This is a genomic window from Citrobacter sp. Cpo090 (assembly GCF_030332665.1).
GTDB lineage: Bacteria > Pseudomonadota > Gammaproteobacteria > Enterobacterales > Enterobacteriaceae > Citrobacter > Citrobacter portucalensis.
In genome coordinates this window covers 1,593,696-1,612,612 of sequence record NZ_JAOWHK010000025.1, presented here as the reverse complement: position 1 = coordinate 1,612,612, position 18,917 = coordinate 1,593,696, and the positions used below count along the sequence as shown (strand labels likewise).

Genomic DNA, 18,917 nt, shown 5'->3' with positions numbered 1-18,917 from the left:
TTTGTGCGGTCAATAAATGCAGAAATGTGATCTGAACCGGATATAACAATGTGAATTAAAAGGACTTGTGCATTGCGGTGTTGGTGGGAAATGTGCCGGGTTCTCGGGTAAACGATTACGGCAATCTGGGCTATAATGTGGCTCAGCACCAACAAGCACCGCGGGGGAAATGTGAATATTAGTGATGTTGCGAAAAAAACCGGTTTAACCAGCAAAGCCATTCGCTTTTATGAAGAGAAAGGACTGGTGACGCCGCCGCTGCGTAGTGACAATGGCTATCGCACTTACAACCAACAGCATCTGAATGAACTGACTCTGCTGCGCCAGGCGCGCCAGGTTGGTTTTAACCTGGAAGAGTGCGGCGAGCTGGTAAACCTGTTTAACGATCCGGCGCGTCACAGCGCGGATGTGAAAAAGCGCACGTTAGAAAAAGTGGCGGACATTGAGCGGCATATCAGAGAATTGCAGGCCATGCGCTTGCATTTGCTGGCGCTGGCAGACAGTTGCCCCGGCGACGATAGCGCCGAATGCCCAATCATTGATAATCTCTCAGGCTGCTGCCATCACAAAGCCAAGGCTTAACGGCGAGAGGGATTGAGCATAAACACCACCGTGCCGCGATACCACGGGGATTTCTCAAGCTGCGCTTCAGCCTGTGGATCACGGTTACCGTTTTGCACCAGTCCCAGCTTGAATGGAATGCGCAGGTGGCTGAGCGCGGGCAAATACGCCTGATAATTCGTCACCGTGTGACGCCCCTGATAGCTTTGCACCACCAGTTCATCGACCGCCAGCTCGTTCAGCGTGGCGACGTCGCCCGTTTTTGCCCAATCCAGTAGTCCGGTTACGCCAAGTGCAAATTCGGTTGGTAGCCGTTGGCGCAACTGTTGTAGAAAGTGCGCGTAGTCGGCAAGCTGATGGGTCGCTGCGTCAAAATCAACCTGCAGGCCGACGACGTGATTCCCGGCGGTCTGCCAGCGCTGCATCAACCGTATGATACGCGCCGGGATCTCTTCCGGTACGTCGAGGGTGGTAAAGCGTACGGTCAGCCAGATTGAGGGAAAAGACAGACGACTGACCGGCAAACCGAGACGCTGGAAAACCACGTTACCGGAGCGAATCAGAACTTCGCCCTGATGTAGATAGACCGTTTGCGCGTTTTTCAGCTCGTCACTGGCCTTCACTCCGGACCACAGCCAGAAGGCTGGATGCTCACGGGCGGCGACGATATCCGCCGCCTGTGCCTGGCCCAGCAGCAGTGCGGTTACCAGTAGTATTTGAGTTTTTGCGCCCACGGGCTTCCCGGATACTGCGTTTTCAGTTGGGTGAACCAGCCCTTACGCTGCAGTTTATCCACTTCCTCACCGCCACATTCGTTAGCGCCTGACGGCGCATAACACATGATGGCGCGATACAGCGCGAAGCTCTTATCTTCGACTTCCGCGGTGGGCGAGGTGATTACCTGCTGGTAGTAACTCTGTCTGTCGAACTGGCCCAACGGTTTCTTGCGCGAGATAGCTGATTCAAGCACGTCGTTGCCAGCGCTGTTTTTCCACAGATCAACATGTGTTTGCGTGGTGCGGAAGAATTCGCCCAGGCAGTTCAGCGCGTGAGCATCATCCGCTTTTTTGCTCAATACCGTTACCGTTTCATTGAGGCTGCGACACGTATAGCCCGCCTGCGCCGTGTCGCCATTCCAGTCGAATATGCTCAGGTTAACGTCAGCAAACGCTTCGCCAATGACCGGAGGCGTAATTGCGCTGGCCAGTTTTCTGTCATTCAGCCAGTCGCTAAAGCGGTTTTCAGTAAGATCCCGCACCAGCAGCGTATGCAGCGCAATGGTACGCTCTTCGTTATTAGGACCGTGGACGGTCTGCTGGCGCAGCAGTTCTGGTGTGGCCTGTGTTTTCAGCACCTGCGAGCGAAAGCGCAGGTTGGTCACAGCGCTATTCGGTGCGAAGATTGCTGCCACGTCGCCGCTATACACCAGCGTGGCGGCCAGTTTGGCCTGTACATATTGCTGCTGTTCGTTATCCTGGCTGAGTTTTAACAACTGCTGCCAGAAATCGCGCGCCTCGGCCCATTTCTTCTGACCCATTAGTGCTTCGCCGTAAAGTACCTGTTCGCTGAAGGCGAGAGTATCGTGAGCGGCAAGCTTCTGCGCTGGCGTAACTGCCTGAATAATCGCGGCGTAGTTGCTCGTCGCCAGCCACAGATTCAGTTGCAGATCGCGCCACAGCGCCAGTTTTTGGCTCTGTTCAAACACCGGTTTGCTGGCATCGAGCTGTGCCTGCGTCAGCGTCGGTTTGCTGTTGTTATCCAGGCGCAACGCGCGTAGCAGTTCGATATAGCTGACTCGCGGCGCGTCGGGGAAGGCCTCAACGACGGACTGGTCGTAGAACGCCATGCCATAGACATTATCGTATTCGATGACATTTTCGCGCAGTTGATGTGCGTCAGCCGACTGCTGAAGCGTCTGCTCATACAACCCGGCTAACTGCGGCCATGACTGTAAATACCAGTTAATCCGGCGCAACATGCTGCGCGCTGAGTCGGCGTAGAGTCCTTGAGGAAAACGCTGCAAATAGGCCTGCGCCAGCGTCTGAGCCTGAGTAGCGTCCTCGCGGTTAATTTTCGCGATATCAAAATCGCCGTACTCGCCTACGCTGTTCTGACTGCTCTTGTTCAACGCCGTGCGCATCAGCATGTATTGCGCGGTCTCTGCCAGCCACGGACGATCGCTTTTGGCAAGCTGAGTGAAATCCCGTTCGGCGCTGGCATAATCACCGGCATAGAAACTGGCGGCTGCTGCCAGATAGCTTTTATAGGGCAGAGCAGGAGAATCTGCCGGGAAAGTGGCAAGAGCAGACTCAATTTGCTCGCGGGTTGCTCCGGAAAGCAATCCTGTACGCGCCTGGGCTAAGGCCTGACGCTGCTCCGCCGTTAACGTGGAATCGGCCAACAGCGCGGCAAAAAACGCGCTGACGCTCTCGGTGTTATTCGAAACATGGCGGTTCTCAAGCTCAGCGTCGTTGATGTTTATTTCGTCGGCGCTAATGTTCAGCTCGGCCATCTGTCGGGAGAGAGGGCTGTCTGCGGCGGATGCCGGAGCAGCGGCTGGCTGCGGGGCGGCCTCATCCCACTGCGGGTGATAGGCAAAATAGAAATCACGGGAGCGGGTGATGTCTGCGGGCATTGATTGCACCGGCAGAGCAAATGATTTTTCCTGGCTCAGCAGCCGCAGCAGGTTGTCACGGCTGTCGTTTTCAGGGTTAAAGGTCGGCGTTCCCTTTAGTAGACAGCTGTCGTCGCTCCATTTGCAGTCTTCCATATCGAACGAAGCGAATGCCTGCGGAGCGGCGGTCAGTAATGTGCAAAGGGCAAAGGCAAGGGGTGTCTTCCTGACCATAGTCTTATTTCCTGTCTCTTTAGTGTGATACCGCTTTTATAATCAGGGTGATTCCCTCAACGGCAATGACTTCAACCTGCATTCCGGCGCTCAAATCATCGCGGGCGCTAACGGGCCAGGAGCTGTCGCCGACGCGCATATGTCCCCGGCCATTGACCAGGGCGGTTTCCAGAATAAATCGACGGCCAACCAGCTGTTGTCCGCGCTGGTTCAGATGGCTGTCGGCGGGTTTCTGTTCCTGAACGCGCTTTGCCAGCCACTTCCACCACAGCCAGGCCGCCAGCAGAGTGAGGGCAGCGAACATTGCCCCCTGCCACGCCCAGTCCAGCGGAACGAGCCAGACGACAAGACCGGTAATCACCGCAGCCACGCCGCTCCACAGCAGATAGCCGTTGCCGCCCAGCATCTCGGCGGCGAGTAGCAAACCGCCGAGGCTGAGCCAGAAGATGTGCGGGTGCACCAGAATCATCGCTATCATGATTTTTTCCGCTCGCTGGCGCTGTCCTTAACCAGTTCGGCGATCCCGGCAATGGAGCCCATCAGGCTACTGGCATCCAGCGGCATCATCACCACTTTGCTGTTATTCGACGAACCGATATGCTGCAGCGCTTCGGTGTATTTCTGCGCCACGAAGTAGTTCACGGCCTGAATATCTCCGGCGGCAATGGCCTCAGACACCATCTGCGTTGCGCGGGCCTCTGCTTCTGCGGAACGTTCACGCGCTTCAGCCTGTAAAAACGCGGACTGGCGTTCACCTTCCGCGATGAGGATTTTCGACTGCTTCTCACCTTCGGCTTTGACGATTTCTGCCTGACGGATCCCTTCTGCTTCAAGAATGTAGGCGCGCTTGGTTCGTTCGGCTTTCATTTGCGCGTTCATGGCGTCGATAAGTTCCGCAGGAGGACGCACGTCACGGATCTCAATACGGGTGATTTTGATGCCCCAGGGATTCGTGGCCTCATCAACGATATGCAGCAGGCGCGTGTTGATGTTGTCGCGCTGGGAGAGCATTTCATCGAGCTCCATCGAGCCGAGAACCGTACGAATGTTGGTCATGGTCAGGTTGATGATCGCCAGTTCCAGGTTGCTGACTTCATACGCGGCTTTCGGCGCGTCGATCACCTGAATAAAGCACACAGCATCAATCGAGACGTTGGCGTTATCTTTGGAGATGACTTCCTGAGAGGGGATATCAAGCACCTGTTCCATCATGTTGATCTTACGACCAATGCGGTCCATGAACGGTACAACAAGGCTTAAACCCGGTTGCAGGGTTTTGGTGTAACGGCCAAAACGTTCTACCGTCCACTGATATCCCTGCGGGACGATTTTGACGCCTGCGCCGACGATCACCAGCGCGACAAAAATAAGAATAGGAATAAAAATGAGCATTGATGAAACCTCCTGTTGTGCTGTCCTTTACTGCCTCATTAGTCAAATTATACCCGATTTATCAAGGTGAGCTCCCCTATAATAAATTACAGGGATACACTGTCAGCACGAAAGAGGTAAAAAAGGGATTGGTAATGGAAGAAAGCAGCATTCTGCTTCAGTTAAAAAATGTCGCATGGCAGGCAGGGGCGACGCAGGTTCTTAATAACATCTGTTTTGATCTCCGCGCCGGAGAATTTAAGCTGATTACCGGTCAGTCCGGCTGCGGTAAAAGTACGTTACTCAAGATTGTGGCGTCGTTAATAAGTCCGACTGGTGGTGAGATTCTCTTTGAGGGCAAAGAGATAAATACCCTCAAGCCGGAAACGTATCGCCAGCAGGTCTCTTATTGCGCGCAAACGCCCGCTTTGTTTGGTGACACCGTTTACGACAATCTCATTTTCCCCTGGCAAATCCGCAATAAAAGTCCGGATCCAGATGTGTTTCTGACCGATCTGGCCCGCTTTGAGTTACCCGAGACGATCCTCAAAAAAAACATCAATGAACTGTCCGGCGGCGAAAAGCAGCGCGTCTCGTTAATTCGTAATTTGCAGTTTCTGCCTAAAATTCTGCTGCTTGATGAAATCACCAGCGCGCTGGATGAAGCCAACAAGCGTAATGTGAACGAATTAATTCACCACTATGTTCGCGATAAGAATATTGCTGTGCTGTGGGTGACGCATGACAAAGATGAAATTGATCATGCAGATAACGTCATAACCCTTCAACCGCACGCAGGTGAAATGCAGGAAGTAAGCAATGAACGAGCATAATATTACCAATGAATCCCTGGCATTAGCGATGATGCTGGTGGTGGTCGCGATACTGATCAGCAACAAAGAAAAGCTGGCGCTGGAAAAAGATATTCTCTGGAGCGTTTGCCGGGCAGTGGTTCAGCTTATTATCGTAGGCTACGTGCTGAAATATATTTTCGGCGTCAACCATAGCATTCTGACCTTATTGATGGTGCTGTTTATCTGCTTTAACGCGGCCTATAACGCGCAAAAACGCAGTAAATATATTGATAACGCTTTTCTCTCGTCGTTTATTGCCATCACGGCGGGGGCGGGGTTAACGCTTTCGGTGTTGGTTCTTTCTGGCTCTATCGAGTTCACACCGATGCAGGTCATCCCGATCTCCGGCATGATTGCAGGTAATGCGATGGTTGCGGTGGGGCTGTGTTACAACAATTTGGGCCAGCGATTTAACAGCGAACAGCAGCAAATTCAGGAAAAACTCAGCCTCGGCGCAACGCCGAAAGTGGCCTCTGCGCCGCTTATTCGCGACAGCATTCGCGCCTCGCTGATCCCGACGATTGATTCAGCGAAGACCGTGGGGCTGGTGAGTTTACCGGGGATGATGTCAGGATTGATCTTTGCAGGTATTGACCCGGTAAAAGCGATTAAGTATCAGATTATGGTGACGTTTATGCTGCTATCAACCGCCAGCCTGTCGACCATTATTGCCTGCTACTTAACTTATCGAAAATTCTATAATTCGCGCCACCAATTAGTTGTAACGCATTTGAAAAAGACGTGATGTGATGCCGGATTGATCGGTATTTGTCGAATTTACAGGCCCGATAAGCGCGCAGGCGCCATCGGGCAAAATCAAATGGATTAGTACAGCAGCGCGTACAGCTGGCGGCGGTACTTCGAGGCCAGCGCATCGCCCGTACCCAGTGCGGCGAGGATCTCCTGGAAGGTCTTACGTGCCTGACCATCGGCAGCCGTAAGATCTTTCTTCAGGTGGCTGAACAGTAATTCCAGTGATTCTTCATTACGTCCGACCTGGTGTAACTGAATAGCCAACTGTGTTGCCAGTGCCGCATCCTGCGGATTGCTGGCGACCTGCTGCTGCAACTGTTGGATTTCCGGCGTATCAGCTGCCTGCTTCAGCAGTTCAATCTGTGCGATCAGCCCCTGATAGCGGGTGTCCTGATCCTGCAACGGAATGGTTTTCAGTACCGCTTCGGCTTCATCAGAACGGTTCAGGGCGATTTGTGTTTCCGCCAGCAGCAGACCAATTTCGCTGCTCTGGTTGGAGATCTGCCAGGCTTCTTTCAGCAACGGCAGTGCATCCGCGTGATTACCGGCTTCGATGAATTCGATAGCCTGGCGTGCTTTCAGCTCTTCTTCGCTCGGCAGCACTTTCTCCAGCAGCGCGCGAATAACTTCTTCCGGTTGCGGGCCCTGGAATCCATCGACCGGCTGGCCGTTCTGGAACAGATAAACTGTAGGGATCGCGCGCAGACCAAACTGGGAGGCGATCATCTGCTCGGCGTCGCAGTCCAGCTTAGCGAGAATAAACTGACCGTTATACTGGGCGGCAAGGCTCTCCAGTACTGGCGTTAATTGCAGACAATGCTGGCTGCGCTCAGACCAAAAATAGAACAGGACCGGCGTGGTCATCGACTGTTCAAGGGTCTGCTGTAGGTTCGATTCGTTAATGTTAACAATATTCTGTGTGGACATGGAGTTACTCTCTTTTGTCGATTTCTTGTTACATGGGGGCTGACGCGCGAGCTTCAACTCAACCCTGTAAAATTTTGTCCATTATGCGGCCTGGCAACAGGCGTTTAAGCAGCATCACTGCCCAGGTCACCAACGTAACCGGATAACGTAGCTTCGGTTTATCGCTCTCAAACGCATGACGCACTTTGGCGACAACCGCTTCTGGTCCCAGCGTAAAACGCGCGGCAATGCCGGGGTTTTCCACAGGAGCATCGCTCTGGGTCTGGTTGACGTTTTCGGTAAAGCGGGTGCGAATGGGGCCGGGTTCAATCAGGCTGACCTTAATCCCGCTGTGGCGCAGTTCCATACGCAGCGCGTCGGACCAGGCTTCCAGCGCATATTTGCTGGCGGCATAGGCCCCACGTCCCGGCGTTGAGATCAATCCCATCACCGATGAGGTCATCACAATGCGCCCTTCACCGTGGGGTAACATGGCGGGCAACAGGCGCATGGTAAGCTGATGTGCGCCAAAGAAGTTGGCGGAAAACTGCTGCTCCATCTGTTCGCGGCTGATGGTGGGCAGGGGGCCATAAACGCCGTATCCGGCGTTGTTAAAGATCCCATATAAACGATTATCGGTCAGGGCGTTCACCTCGTCGGCGGCGCGATCCACACTTTCGGGTGAGTCCAGATCCAGCAATACGCCGGTGAATCCCATGCTGTTCATACGCGCGACATCGTCAGGTTTGCGACAGCCTGCCAGAATTTGAAAACCCTGGCGCTTTAGCTCAAGCGCACTTTCCAGGCCGATTCCGCTGGAACATCCTGTTATTAAGACCGATTTTTGCATAACTTTACCTGTCAGGATCTCCGTTGAATTACGAGTCGTGATTTACTATATCCGTCATACTTCAAGTTGTCTGTGCGTTGGCTACGCTCGCTCACCCCAGTCACATAGTTATCTATGCTCCTGGGAACTCTCTCACTTGCCGCCTTCATACAACTCGAATTATTTAGGATAGAAAAGGGGTGAGATGTTGCGCCATCCAGTCGGCGATAAACGGCTGGGCGTCACGGTTAGGATGAATACCATCATCCTGCATCCACTGGGGTTTTAGATAAACCTCTTCCATGAAAAATGGCAGCAGAGGAATATCAAACTCTTTGGCGAGCTTTGGATAAATCGCGCTAAAGGTTTCATTATAACGGCGACCGTAGTTTGCCGGCAGACGAATTTGCATTAGCAGCGGTTCGGCATTTGCCGCTTTCACGTCCTGCAAAATTGTTCGCAGAGTTTGTTCGGTTTGCGCAGGCGCAAAGCCGCGCAGGCCGTCGTTGCCGCCAAGTTCGACCAGTACCCAACGCGGCTGGTGCTGCTTGAGTAGTGCAGGCAGACGGGCCAGACCTTGTTGCGAGGTGTCGCCGCTAATGCTGGCATTCACCACCGGTGTTTTGGTTTGCCATTTATCATTAAGTAGCGCAGGCCACGCAGCGCTGGCGGACATACGGTATCCGGCGCTCAGGCTGTCACCCAGAATTAATAACGTGTCCGCAGCGGCGGCGCGGAAAGTTAACAGGACCAGGAACAGGAAAGGCCAATGCCAGCGGAAAACATTGTTGAAGTTCATCATCTTAAGAAATCCGTCGGTCAGGGTGATCATGAGCTATCCATCCTTACCGGAGTTGAACTGGTTGTCAAACGCGCCGAGACCATTGCGTTGATTGGCGAGTCGGGATCGGGGAAATCCACGCTGCTGGCGATCCTTGCTGGGCTGGACGATGGCTCCAGCGGTGAAGTCAGCCTGGTGGGGCAGGCGCTGCACACCATGGACGAAGAAGCACGGGCGCAGCTGCGAGCGCGGCACGTGGGTTTTGTCTTCCAGTCATTCATGTTAATTCCGACCCTCAACGCGCTGGAAAACGTCGAACTACCCGCGTTGTTGCGCGGCGAAAACAGCGGAAAAAGTCGTGACGGGGCAAAAACGCTGCTGGAGCAACTGGGGTTGGGAAAACGTCTTGATCATCTTCCGGCCCAGCTTTCCGGCGGGGAGCAGCAGCGCGTGGCGTTGGCGCGGGCCTTTAACGGTCGCCCTGACGTGCTGTTTGCCGATGAACCAACGGGCAATCTGGACCGCCAGACCGGAGACAAAATCGCCGACCTGCTGTTTTCTCTGAACCGGGAACACGGTACTACCCTGATTCTGGTAACCCATGACCCGCAGCTGGCGGCGCGTTGCGATCGGCGTTTACGCCTGGTGAACGGACAGTTGCAGGAGGAGGCATGATTGCGCGCTGGTTCTGGCGCGAATGGCGCTCGCCTTCATTACTGATTGTCTGGCTGGCGCTGAGCCTGGCGGTAGCTTGTGTGCTGGCGCTGGGCAATATCAGCGATCGTATGGAAAAAGGGCTGAGCCAGCAAAGCCGTGAGTTTATGGCGGGCGATCGGTCGCTACAAAGTTCGCGTACCGTGCCGAAAGCGTGGATTGACGAGGCGCGACAGCGTGGCCTGAAGGTGGGGGAACAGCTCACCTTTGCCACCATGACTTTTGCCCGCGATACGCCGCAGCTGGCGAACGTCAAAGCGGTGGATGATGTGTATCCAATGTACGGCACGCTGCAGACCAATCCGCCGGGGCTGAAACCACAGCCTGGCTCGGTGCTGCTGGCCCCGCGACTGATGGCGCTGCTCAACTTAAAAGTCGGTGATTCCATCGACGTTGGCGATGCCACGCTGCACATTGCCGGGGAGGTGGTGCAGGAACCGGACTCTGGTTTTAATCCGTTCCAGATAGCACCGCGCCTGATGATGAACATGGCGGATGTCGAAAAAACGGCGGCGGTCCAGCCGGGAAGCCGCGTGACCTGGCGCTATAAATTTGGCGGCACGCCGTCGCAACTGGAAGCCTATGAAAAGTGGCTGCTACCGCAGTTAAAACCTGAACAGCGCTGGTATGGGCTGGAGCAGGATGAAGGGGCGCTAGGGAAATCACTGGAACGTTCGCAACAGTTCCTGCTGCTGTCGGCGCTGTTAACGCTGCTGTTAGCGGTCGCCGCGGTTGCCGTGGCGATGAGCCATTATTGCCGCAGCCGTTACGATCTGGTAGCTATTCTGAAAACCCTCGGCGCGGGCAGGGCGCAACTGCGCAGGCTGATTGTTGGTCAATGGCTGATGGTGCTGGCGCTGTCTGGCGTGACCGGCGGACTGTTCGGGCTGTTATTTGAGCGCGTGCTGGTGCTGCTGCTCAAGCCGGTTCTGCCCGGCGAACTGCCGCCTGCCAGCCCCTGGCCGTGGCTATGGGCATTAGGCACCATGACGGTGATTTCGCTCTTGGTGGGGTTACGTCCTTATCGCCTGCTGCTGGCAACGCAGCCGCTGCGGGTGCTGCGCCGTGACGTGGTGGCAAACGTCTGGCCGCTGAAGTTTTATTTGCCGGTGGTAGTGATAGTCGTGATTGCACTGCTCGCCGGACTGATGGGCGGAAGTCCGCTGCTGTGGGCGGTACTGGCTGGCGCGGTGGTACTGGCGCTGTTGTGCGGGGTGCTCGGCTGGATGCTGCTCAACGTGCTGCGTGGTCTGACGCTCTCCTCACTGCCGCTGCGTTTGGCGGTCAGTCGACTGTTACGCCAGCCGTGGTCAACGCTCAGCCAGCTATCGGCATTTTCGCTTTCCTTTATGCTGCTGGCGTTGTTACTGGTGTTGCGCGGCGATTTGCTCGACCGCTGGCAGCAGCAAATGCCGCCGGAAAGTCCGAACTATTTTCTGATCAACATTGCCACCGAACAGGTGGTTCCGCTGAAGACTTTCCTGTCTGAGCATCAGGTGATCCCGGAATCGTTCTATCCGATTGTGCGGGCGCGTCTGACGGCAATCAATGATAAGCCGACCGAAGGCAATCAGGATGAGGCGTTGAACCGCGAGCTTAATCTGACCTGGCAGGATACCCGACCGGATCATAACCCGATAACCGCCGGAAGCTGGCCACCAAAAGCGGGCGAAGTGTCGATGGAAGAGGGGCTGGCGAAACGGCTGAACGTCAGACTTGGCGATCGGGTGACCTTCATGGGCGATACCCAGGATTTCAGCGCCACGGTCAGCAGTCTGCGCAAAGTGGACTGGGAAAGCCTGCGGCCCAACTTCTTCTTTATCTTCCCATCCGGCGCACTGGACGCTCAGCCGCAAAGCTGGTTAACCAGCTTTCGTTGGGAGAACGGCAACGGCATGCTGACGCAGCTTAACCGCGAATTCCCGACCATCAGCCTGCTGGATATTGGCGCCATCCTCAAACAGGTGAGCCAGGTGCTGGAGCAGGTGAGCCGGGCGTTGGAGGTGATGGTGGTACTGGTCACCGCCTGCGGTATGTTGCTGCTATTGGCGCAGGTTCAGGTCGGTATGCGCCAGCGTCACCAGGAGTTGGTAGTCTGGCGCACGCTGGGCGCGGGCAAGAAACTACTGCGTACCACGCTGTGGTGCGAGTTCGCCATGCTCGGGATGGTCGCCGGACTGGTAGCGGCCATCGGCGCGGAAACCGCATTGGCGGTGCTGCAAACCAAAGTGTTTGATTTCCCGTGGGAGCCAGACTGGCGACTGTGGGTCGTGTTGCCGGTTTGCGGAGCATTGCTGCTCTCTTTATGCGGCGGATGGCTCGGTTCACGTCTGCTAAAAGGCAAAGCGCTGTTCCGTCAGTTCAGTAGTTAATTCATATTAGTGATAATTACGCACCGGTTTTTTAAATCGGTGCGTTTTTTTATCTATGCAGCACAAATTGATAACTCGTTGATATTTAACAGCACAGAACAATAAAAACCCGACAACACGAGTGTATTAATAAACGTTAATATTTGTACGCTGAATAATTGGCAGGCTATCTATCAAGGTACAAATAATGACTATAAAAAAAACGGCGCTGGCGGTATCGATCGGCGCAGCAGTGGCATTAACGACTTTCGCTTCTCAGGCGGAAATCACGGTCCTGAAACAAGATCCGCAGGCGGGCAACCCGCTGAGCCGTCTTAACTTCACCGTCGGCGGGAGTATTCGTCCGCAGTTCCAGAATATGGCCGGTGACGATGGTAAGAATGGCTACAAACGTAATGGCTTCGATGGCGGTACACGTTTCCGCTTCGCCGCTGACTACTATCTGTTTGATGATATCAGTTGGGTGAGCTACTACGAGTTGGGCGTTAACTTCCCGGCGATGTTCAACTGGGATAACCACTACGCTGACGGTGCCAACGATACCACGCGTCGTATGTTGTACACCGGTCTGAAGAGTGCGACCTGGGGTACGCTGACCTTCGGTCAACAGAACAGCATTTACTATGATGTAGTCGGTGCGAAAACGGATATCTGGGACTATGACATGATCGGTCAGGCTCCGGGTAACGGTATCAATGGCGACTATGACGGTTCCTATCGTACGCGCAAATCTCTGAAGTATAAGAATACCGTTGGTGATGTTGATCTCTACGCGTCTTACCTGTTTAGCGATGATTACAACCCGAACAACGGTCTGCGCTACAAACGTAAAGGCGGCGGCTCGCTGGGTGTGGATTATCACATCACCGATGATCTGACCTGGGGTACGGCGTGGAACTACACCCGCGCGGAAATGCGTGGTAACACCAGCAAAACCTACGATCAAAACATCGTCGGTACTGCGCTGAGCTGGAAACCGGACAACTGGACCTTCTCGCTGGGCGGCGGTTGGTATCAAAACTTCATGACCACCAAAAAAGTGTCTGTTAACGATTACTTTGCCGGTGATGCGTGGGGTCTGGAATACTTCGCGGGTTACACCTTCCCGGTGGGTCAGTATGCGCTGCAATCCGTTCAGCCTTACTTTATGGGCGACCGTATTGAGTACGTGAATGGCCGTAACTACCTGCGTACCGACAACGGCGTGGGTATCAGCTTCCAGCTGGATTACGGTTTCCGTGTTGATTACGAACACGTATTCACTTCCAGCACCGACAATCTGGGTGATATGAACCTGGTTCGTCTGCGTTACGACTTCTAATCGAACGCCTGCCGCCCGATACGCTTGCGTTTATCGGGCCTAAGATAGTTGTTGTAGGCCGGATAAGGCACTTGTGCCGACATCCGGCTTTTTCATGCCTTCTCACATTTAAAAACATACTCTGCAACATCATGAAATAATTTCAAGGACAGCAGGTTGTGATCTGTGTCATGTTAACAATCAGCCTGTTAACGGGCCAACAAGAACAACGCCGCAAGAACGGCGTGAGACATGACACCACAACGTTAAAATGGAGAGAATATGGGATTGCGTCAGAGTTTACGCGTCGCGACCGGGGCGCTGTTACTGGCCTGTGGATTACAGTTTGCTCATGCGAACAGTGACCCGCATACAATCGTGTTTGGCGTCGCGCCTGGGCCATACGGAGATATGGTGAAACAGGCCATTGCTCCGACGCTGAAAGAGAAAGGCTATAAGGTAGTGGTGCGCGAATTCAGCGACTACGTGCAGCCGAACATGGCGCTCTCCAACGGTAGCATTGATGCCAACCTGTTCCAGCATTCGCTCTACTTTGACAAATTCACCGCCGATAAAGGACTTAAGCTGAGTAAGCTGATTGTGGTCCCGACGGCCGGAATGGGGTTTTACTCACATAAAATCAAAAGCCTGGATGAGTTGAAAAAAGGGGATGTGATCACGCTCTCCAACGATCCCACCAACCTGGCTCGCGGTCTGCGTTTTCTGCAGTCTATTGGCCTTATCACCATCAAAGACAATATTGATCCAACTAAAGCCTCCGAGCGCGATATCGCCAGCAACCCGAAAGGGCTGGTGTTTAAACCGCTGGAAGCGGCACAGCTGCCACGTACGCTGGACGGTGTGACCGGTGCGCTGGTCAACGGTAACTTTGCCGTGGCGGCAAAAATGGATCTCGCCAGCGCCATTAAGCAGGAACACCTGGACGAAAATCTGAAAAATATCATCGCGGTACGCACTGAAGATGCAGATAAACCGTTCGCCAAAGATATTGTTGAGGCGGTGAAATCTCCGGCATATCGCGCGGTGATCGACGATCCGCAAAATATCTACAGCGCCTTCCAGAAACCGGAATGGATGTCGGCAGCCCAATAATCGCTGCGCACAAGGGTTAACAGGGGCAGCGACGACTGCCCTTTTCGCATTTCTGAGGTGGCTATGATTGAGATAGAGAAAGTTTGCGTGGATTTTAGCGCAGGCCGTGGACCATCAACCCGGGCGGTTGATGACGTCAGCTTGCGCATCGGCGCAGGTGAGATATTTGGCATTGTCGGGACCAGCGGCGCAGGGAAAAGTACGCTGCTGCGCACCCTGAACGCCTTAACGCGTCCGAGCCAGGGAAGCGTGAAGGTGAATGGCGTAGAAATCTCTGCGCTGGAAGGCGCGCATCTCCGTAAAGCCCGTCAGCGTATCGGGATGATTTTTCAACATTTTAACCTGATGCATACCCGTACCGTGGCGCAAAATGTCGCCTTTAGCCTGAAGGCTGCCGGATGGGAGCGCAGTAAAATTGGCCCGCGCGTGAGCGAAATCCTGGCGCTGGTGGGGCTGTCAGACAAGGCGAACCGCTTTCCGGTTCAGCTCAGCGGCGGACAAAAGCAGCGTGTGGGTATTGCCCGCGCGATTGCCAATCACCCGGATGTGCTGCTGTGTGATGAACCTACTTCGGCGCTGGACCTCGAAACCTCAGCCACGATTCTGGCGTTGCTTAAGCAGATCAACCAACAGTTGGGGATCACGATCGTGCTGATCACTCACGAGATGAACGTGATCAAATCGATTTGCGATCGCGTGGCGGTGATGTCCGGCGGCAAGGTGGTGGAATCCGGTGAGGTGTTTGACGTTTTTGCTCACCCGCAGCACGCGTTCACGCAGCAGCTGGTGTCGCATACCCTCAATCTGACGCTACCCGAGCGTCTGCGCCAGCATCTGCCTGGCCAGCTGCTAAAAATTCTGTTCATCGGCGATTCGGCGGAACAGCCGGTGTTGTCAGAAGTGGCGGTTAAATTTGGCGTGGCGGTGAACATTCTGCACGGCAAAATTGAATATATTGGCGAACGTGCGCTGGGGATTCTGGTGGTGCAACTGACCGCGCCGCACAACCCTTCAGCGGTGGAAGTCGCCGTGGAACATATTCGTCAACGTACTGCACAGGTGGAGGTGATTCGTGGATGATTTATTGCCTGATTTAACGCTGGCGTTTAATGAAACTTTCCAGATGCTGAGCATCTCTACGGTGCTGGCGATTATTGGCGGTCTGCCGCTTGGTTTTCTGATTTTCGTCACCGACCGGCATTTATTCTGGCAAAACCGTTTTGTGTATCTGCTCAGCTCCGTGCTGGTGAATATCATTCGTTCGGTGCCGTTTGTGATCCTGCTGGTTCTGCTGCTGCCGCTAACCCAGTTTTTGCTCGGGAATACCATTGGCCCTATTGCGGCGTCGGTCCCGCTCTCAGTGGCGGCAATCGCCTTCTATGCCCGTCTGGTCGACAGTGCGCTACGTGAAGTTGATAAAGGCATTATTGAAGCGGCGGAAGCGTTTGGCGCCAGCCCGATGCGCATCATCTGCACCGTCCTGTTACCAGAGGCGAGCGCGGGTCTGCTGCGTGGGTTGACGATTACGCTGGTGAGTCTGATCGGTTACTCCGCTATGGCCGGGATCGTTGGCGGCGGTGGAGTCGGCGACCTGGCGATTCGCTTTGGTTATTACCGCTACGAAACCCAGGTCATGATTGTCACCGTGGTGGCGCTGATTATTCTGGTGCAGGTCGTTCAGGTGCTGGGTGACTGGCTGGCAAAACGCGCAGATAAGCGCGACAGACACTGATCACCGTGCGTTAAGCCAGTCGGCAACGTCCTGCCATGTGCCGCGAAAGACGATTTTCGCGGCTTTCTTTTCCAGCTGATAGCGATACATCGGGTCGTAATACTCGTTGAGCAACGGCACCAGCCAGCCCATATGGGCGTCGGTGCTGCCCGTTGCCTGCTGTTCGCGCAGAGCCACGTCGAGCAGGGTGGTCAGCTCGGCAAAACGTTGTAAACCCAGACGACGGCGGATAGCAAACAGTCCGTGGTGCAGATACTCGCTGTACTCCTGCCAGCCCTGGCTCTCGCCATAAGCGTGGGTAAAATCGTGGTGCATCTTCACGAAATACTCTTCGCGCAGTCGCTCCAGACGACGCTCAAAAGGATCGTCCACCACCGCAATTGATGCATGGGCCATGCGCTCGCGCAGGCATTCGGGCAGATGATTAGCCCCGATCATGCGGCCTTCATCTTCCAGTACCCACAGACGTAAATCCTGATGGCTATCGGTTTTGAGCATTTCAACCGCCAGCAGGTTTTCAAAACTTGCCTGACTCAATTGAGGTTCAACGGTACGACCAAACGAGGAGCCGCGATGGTGCGCCAGACCTTCGAGATCCACACCGTTTGGCTGCTGTTGCACCAACTGGGTTTTACCGTTCCCGGTACAGCCGCCAATTAAGACGATCGGCTTTTGCACTAATTCTTCAGTCAACTGTATAACTGCCTGGCGCAGGGCTTTGTAACCGCCTTGTATCAGCGGATAGTCAATGCCGGACTCATGCAGCCACTGCTGCACAATATGCGAACGCTGACCGCCGCGCGCGCAGCATAAATAACCCGCAGGATTTTGACGGCAGGCATCCAGCCAGGCGCTCATGCGCTGTTGACGGGTTTCACCCGAAACCAGTTGATGACCAAGCGCGAGGGCAGCTTCAGGTCCCTGGCGCTTGTAACAGCTACCCACGGCGGCACGTTCGTCATCGTTCATTAAGGGAAGGTTGATTGCGCCCGGCATTGCGCCCTGTTGAAATTCGACGGGGGCGCGTACATCGATTATAGGCGTACCGGCGAGCAAAATTGCGCGGTAGTCCGTTCCATCGTTCATGTTTGATCCTGAAAATACAAAACAGCAATGGAGGGGATTTTACGCGCCAGAGGAGGGACCGGGGAAGGATAAAATCAACTCCCCGGCATTAATGGCTTATTTCAGCTTTGACTGCGCCCAGATAATACCGCTGGCATATTCCGGCGGCAGCAGGGGGATAAGCGCTTCCAGCGTCGCGCTAAGGCGTGCGGTATCGCTGTCGCTCAGGTTCAGGTGGCCCACCTTACGCCCTTCACGCACCTCTTTGTCATACCAGTGCAGATGCACCAGCGGCAGCTTCAGCCAGTCGTAGTTCAGGTCGCTACCAATCAGGTTTACCATCACCGAAGGATGGTTCACCACCGGCGTCGGTAATGGCAGGTTGGTAATGGCGCGCAGGTGCAGCTCAAACTGGCTGATGCTGGCGCCGTTTTGCGTCCAGTGCCCGCTGTTGTGCACGCGTGGAGCCAGTTCGTTAATCAGCAAACCTTCCGGGGTGATGAAACACTCCATCGCCATCACGCCGACATAGCCCAGCTCCTGCATGATGGCAGAGAGCATTGCTTCAGCCTGTTCCTGCTGTCTGGCGTTAGCCTGCGGGAATACCACGCTGGTGCGCAGAATACCGTCCTGATGCAGGTTATGGGTCAGCGGATAGAAAACGGTGCTGCCGTCGTGCGCACGAGCGCCAACCAGGGAGACTTCACCGGAGAAGTTGATTCCCCGTTCGACGATACACTCGCCGTAACAGTCGTCCGGCAGTTGCTCGGTTTCATTTGCGCGCAAGCGCCACTGTCCACGTCCGTCGTAGCCGCCGACACGACGTTTCACAATCGCCAGCTCACCGAGTTTGTCGAATACCGCAGACCATTCGCTTTTATCTGCCAGCAACTGCCACGGTGCAGTCGCCAGACCGAGCTTGTCAAAAAGCTGCTTTTGCGTCAGACGGTCGGCAATAATCGGGAAGACGTCGCGGTTAACAAACGCCGGGTGGCACGCCAGTTCGCGGGTGAGTGCCGTTTCCGGCCAACGCTCAATCTCAGCGGTGATCACGCTTTGCTGAAAAGGGACCGCAGCCGGTTCAGCGTCCAGCCCGACGGGCCAGACTGCTATGCCCAGTGGCTCACCGGCCTGGCGCAGCATGCGCCCTAGCTGTCCGTTGCCAAGTACGCAGACCTGCTTCATGCGACACCTCGTGGGTCCGGGTTCTCCAGCACCTCATCGGTTTGCGCTTTGCGCCAGTCGTTCAGACGCTGATGCAATTCTTTATCGTGTGTAGCCAGAATTTGTGCTGCCAGCAGGGCCGCATTTGCCGCGCCCGCTTTGCCGATCGCCAGCGTGCCGACCGGAATACCGCGTGGCATTTGAACGATGGAGTAGAGGCTATCTACGCCGCTCAGCGCTGCGCTTTGCACCGGAACACCGAGAACAGGCACCAGCGTTTTCGCCGCAATCATGCCAGGCAAATGCGCTGCGCCACCGGCCCCGGCAATAATCACCTGATAACCGTTCTCTTCAGCGCTTTCGGCGAAGCTAAACAGTTTGTCTGGGGTGCGGTGGGCGGAGACGACTTCAACATGATGTGGAACGTCCAGGATTTCGAAGATTTCGGCGGCGAACTGCATGGTAGCCCAGTCGCTTTTGGACCCCATCACGATGGCGACACGCGCCGGATTATTGCGGGAAGACATGCGTCTGAAAACTCCTGTGGTGCACTA

At 54.9% G+C, this 18,917-nt stretch carries 19 protein-coding genes; 9 read left to right on the top strand and 10 right to left on the bottom strand.

Features of this window, described 5'->3' with window-relative positions; all coding sequences use genetic code 11:
* Window positions 1-171: 171 nt before the first annotated feature.
* Window positions 172-582, top strand: a complete 411-nt coding sequence (gene cueR, locus OGY83_RS10450; protein ID WP_079938421.1) for a Cu(I)-responsive transcriptional regulator — start codon at window positions 172-174, stop codon at window positions 580-582.
* Here the strand turns inward: cueR and OGY83_RS10445 are convergent.
* From OGY83_RS10445 to OGY83_RS10430, 4 genes are read right to left on the bottom strand one after another with little or no spacing between them, the layout of a single operon-like run.
* The gene (locus OGY83_RS10445) at window positions 579-1,295 is read right to left on the bottom strand and encodes a DUF3142 domain-containing protein (RefSeq protein ID WP_286635825.1); all 717 of its coding nucleotides are present in this window, start codon (window positions 1,293-1,295) and stop codon (window positions 579-581) included. The two genes, cueR and OGY83_RS10445, sit on opposite strands and share 4 nt — an antisense overlap.
* The gene (locus OGY83_RS10440; RefSeq protein ID WP_286635824.1) at window positions 1,265-3,409 is read right to left on the bottom strand and encodes a PA5441 family protein; all 2,145 of its coding nucleotides are present in this window, start codon (window positions 3,407-3,409) and stop codon (window positions 1,265-1,267) included. The genes OGY83_RS10445 and OGY83_RS10440 overlap by 31 nt, the downstream gene beginning before the upstream one ends.
* Before the next feature lie 19 nt (window positions 3,410-3,428).
* Window positions 3,429-3,887, bottom strand: a complete 459-nt coding sequence (locus OGY83_RS10435; protein WP_286635823.1) for an NfeD family protein — start codon at window positions 3,885-3,887, stop codon at window positions 3,429-3,431.
* On the bottom strand, window positions 3,884-4,801 hold the full coding sequence (locus tag OGY83_RS10430; protein WP_003831073.1) for an SPFH domain-containing protein: 918 nt from the start codon (window positions 4,799-4,801) through the stop codon (window positions 3,884-3,886). Before OGY83_RS10430 ends, OGY83_RS10435 begins: the two co-directional genes overlap by 4 nt.
* Window positions 4,802-4,935: 134 nt before the next feature.
* Here OGY83_RS10430 and fetA point away from each other — a divergent pair, with 134 nt between their 5' ends.
* On the top strand, window positions 4,936-5,613 hold the full coding sequence (gene fetA, locus OGY83_RS10425) for an iron efflux ABC transporter ATP-binding subunit FetA (RefSeq protein WP_123268432.1): 678 nt from the start codon (window positions 4,936-4,938) through the stop codon (window positions 5,611-5,613).
* The gene (gene fetB / locus OGY83_RS10420; RefSeq protein ID WP_079938337.1) at window positions 5,600-6,379 is read left to right on the top strand and encodes an iron efflux ABC transporter permease subunit FetB; all 780 of its coding nucleotides are present in this window, start codon (window positions 5,600-5,602) and stop codon (window positions 6,377-6,379) included. Before fetA ends, fetB begins: the two co-directional genes overlap by 14 nt.
* 80 nt (window positions 6,380-6,459) lie before the next feature.
* On the opposite strand, the gene OGY83_RS10415 is transcribed toward fetB, so the two are convergent.
* The 3 genes from OGY83_RS10415 to tesA all read right to left on the bottom strand — a co-directional run bounded on the left by OGY83_RS10415 (window position 6,460) and on the right by tesA (window position 8,921).
* Entirely contained in the window at window positions 6,460-7,314 is an 855-nt protein-coding gene (locus OGY83_RS10415; RefSeq protein WP_048226259.1) for a co-chaperone YbbN, read from the bottom strand.
* A 58-nt stretch (window positions 7,315-7,372) separates the two neighbouring features.
* Window positions 7,373-8,143, bottom strand: coding sequence for an SDR family oxidoreductase (locus tag OGY83_RS10410; protein ID WP_286635822.1), 771 nt, complete (start codon window positions 8,141-8,143; stop codon window positions 7,373-7,375).
* Between the two features lie 163 nt (window positions 8,144-8,306).
* The gene (gene tesA, locus OGY83_RS10405; protein WP_043015448.1) at window positions 8,307-8,921 is read right to left on the bottom strand and encodes a multifunctional acyl-CoA thioesterase I/protease I/lysophospholipase L1; all 615 of its coding nucleotides are present in this window, start codon (window positions 8,919-8,921) and stop codon (window positions 8,307-8,309) included.
* Here tesA and ybbA point away from each other — a divergent pair.
* The 6 genes from ybbA (at window position 8,892) to OGY83_RS10375 (ending at window position 16,134) form a co-directional block, all read left to right on the top strand.
* Complete coding sequence (gene ybbA, locus OGY83_RS10400; RefSeq protein WP_079938336.1) at window positions 8,892-9,578, top strand: putative ABC transporter ATP-binding protein YbbA; 687 nt, start codon at window positions 8,892-8,894, stop codon at window positions 9,576-9,578. The genes tesA and ybbA overlap by 30 nt on opposite strands.
* Window positions 9,575-11,989 carry a putative ABC transporter permease subunit YbbP gene (gene ybbP / locus OGY83_RS10395; RefSeq protein WP_286635821.1) on the top strand — a complete coding sequence of 805 codons (2,415 nt, stop codon included), beginning with the start codon at window positions 9,575-9,577 and terminating at the stop codon, window positions 11,987-11,989. The genes ybbA and ybbP overlap by 4 nt, the downstream gene beginning before the upstream one ends.
* Window positions 11,990-12,176: 187 nt before the next feature.
* Window positions 12,177-13,310: a porin gene (locus OGY83_RS10390; RefSeq protein ID WP_194211115.1), complete on the top strand. Its 1,134-nt coding sequence runs from the start codon at window positions 12,177-12,179 to the stop codon at window positions 13,308-13,310.
* Between the two features lie 261 nt (window positions 13,311-13,571).
* Window positions 13,572-14,402, top strand: coding sequence for a MetQ/NlpA family ABC transporter substrate-binding protein (locus OGY83_RS10385; protein ID WP_063941337.1), 831 nt, complete (start codon window positions 13,572-13,574; stop codon window positions 14,400-14,402).
* Between the two features lie 63 nt (window positions 14,403-14,465).
* Window positions 14,466-15,482: a virulence-associated ABC transporter ATP-binding protein SfbB gene (sfbB, locus tag OGY83_RS10380; protein WP_043015452.1), complete on the top strand. Its 1,017-nt coding sequence runs from the start codon at window positions 14,466-14,468 to the stop codon at window positions 15,480-15,482.
* Entirely contained in the window at window positions 15,475-16,134 is a 660-nt protein-coding gene (locus tag OGY83_RS10375; protein ID WP_003831085.1) for a methionine ABC transporter permease, read from the top strand. Before sfbB ends, OGY83_RS10375 begins: the two co-directional genes overlap by 8 nt.
* Here the strand turns inward: OGY83_RS10375 and mnmH are convergent, their stop codons facing one another.
* The 3 genes from mnmH to purE all read right to left on the bottom strand — a co-directional run bounded on the left by mnmH (window position 16,135) and on the right by purE (window position 18,890).
* Window positions 16,135-17,220, bottom strand: coding sequence for a tRNA 2-selenouridine(34) synthase MnmH (gene mnmH / locus OGY83_RS10370; RefSeq protein ID WP_286635820.1), 1,086 nt, complete (start codon window positions 17,218-17,220; stop codon window positions 16,135-16,137).
* Between the two features lie 96 nt (window positions 17,221-17,316).
* Window positions 17,317-18,384 carry a 5-(carboxyamino)imidazole ribonucleotide synthase gene (purK, locus tag OGY83_RS10365; RefSeq protein WP_286635819.1) on the bottom strand — a complete coding sequence of 356 codons (1,068 nt, stop codon included), beginning with the start codon at window positions 18,382-18,384 and terminating at the stop codon, window positions 17,317-17,319.
* A complete protein-coding gene (gene purE, locus OGY83_RS10360; protein ID WP_198801679.1) occupies window positions 18,381-18,890 on the bottom strand; it encodes a 5-(carboxyamino)imidazole ribonucleotide mutase in 510 nt (169 codons plus the stop codon). Before purE ends, purK begins: the two co-directional genes overlap by 4 nt.
* Window positions 18,891-18,917: the final 27 nt, after the last annotated feature.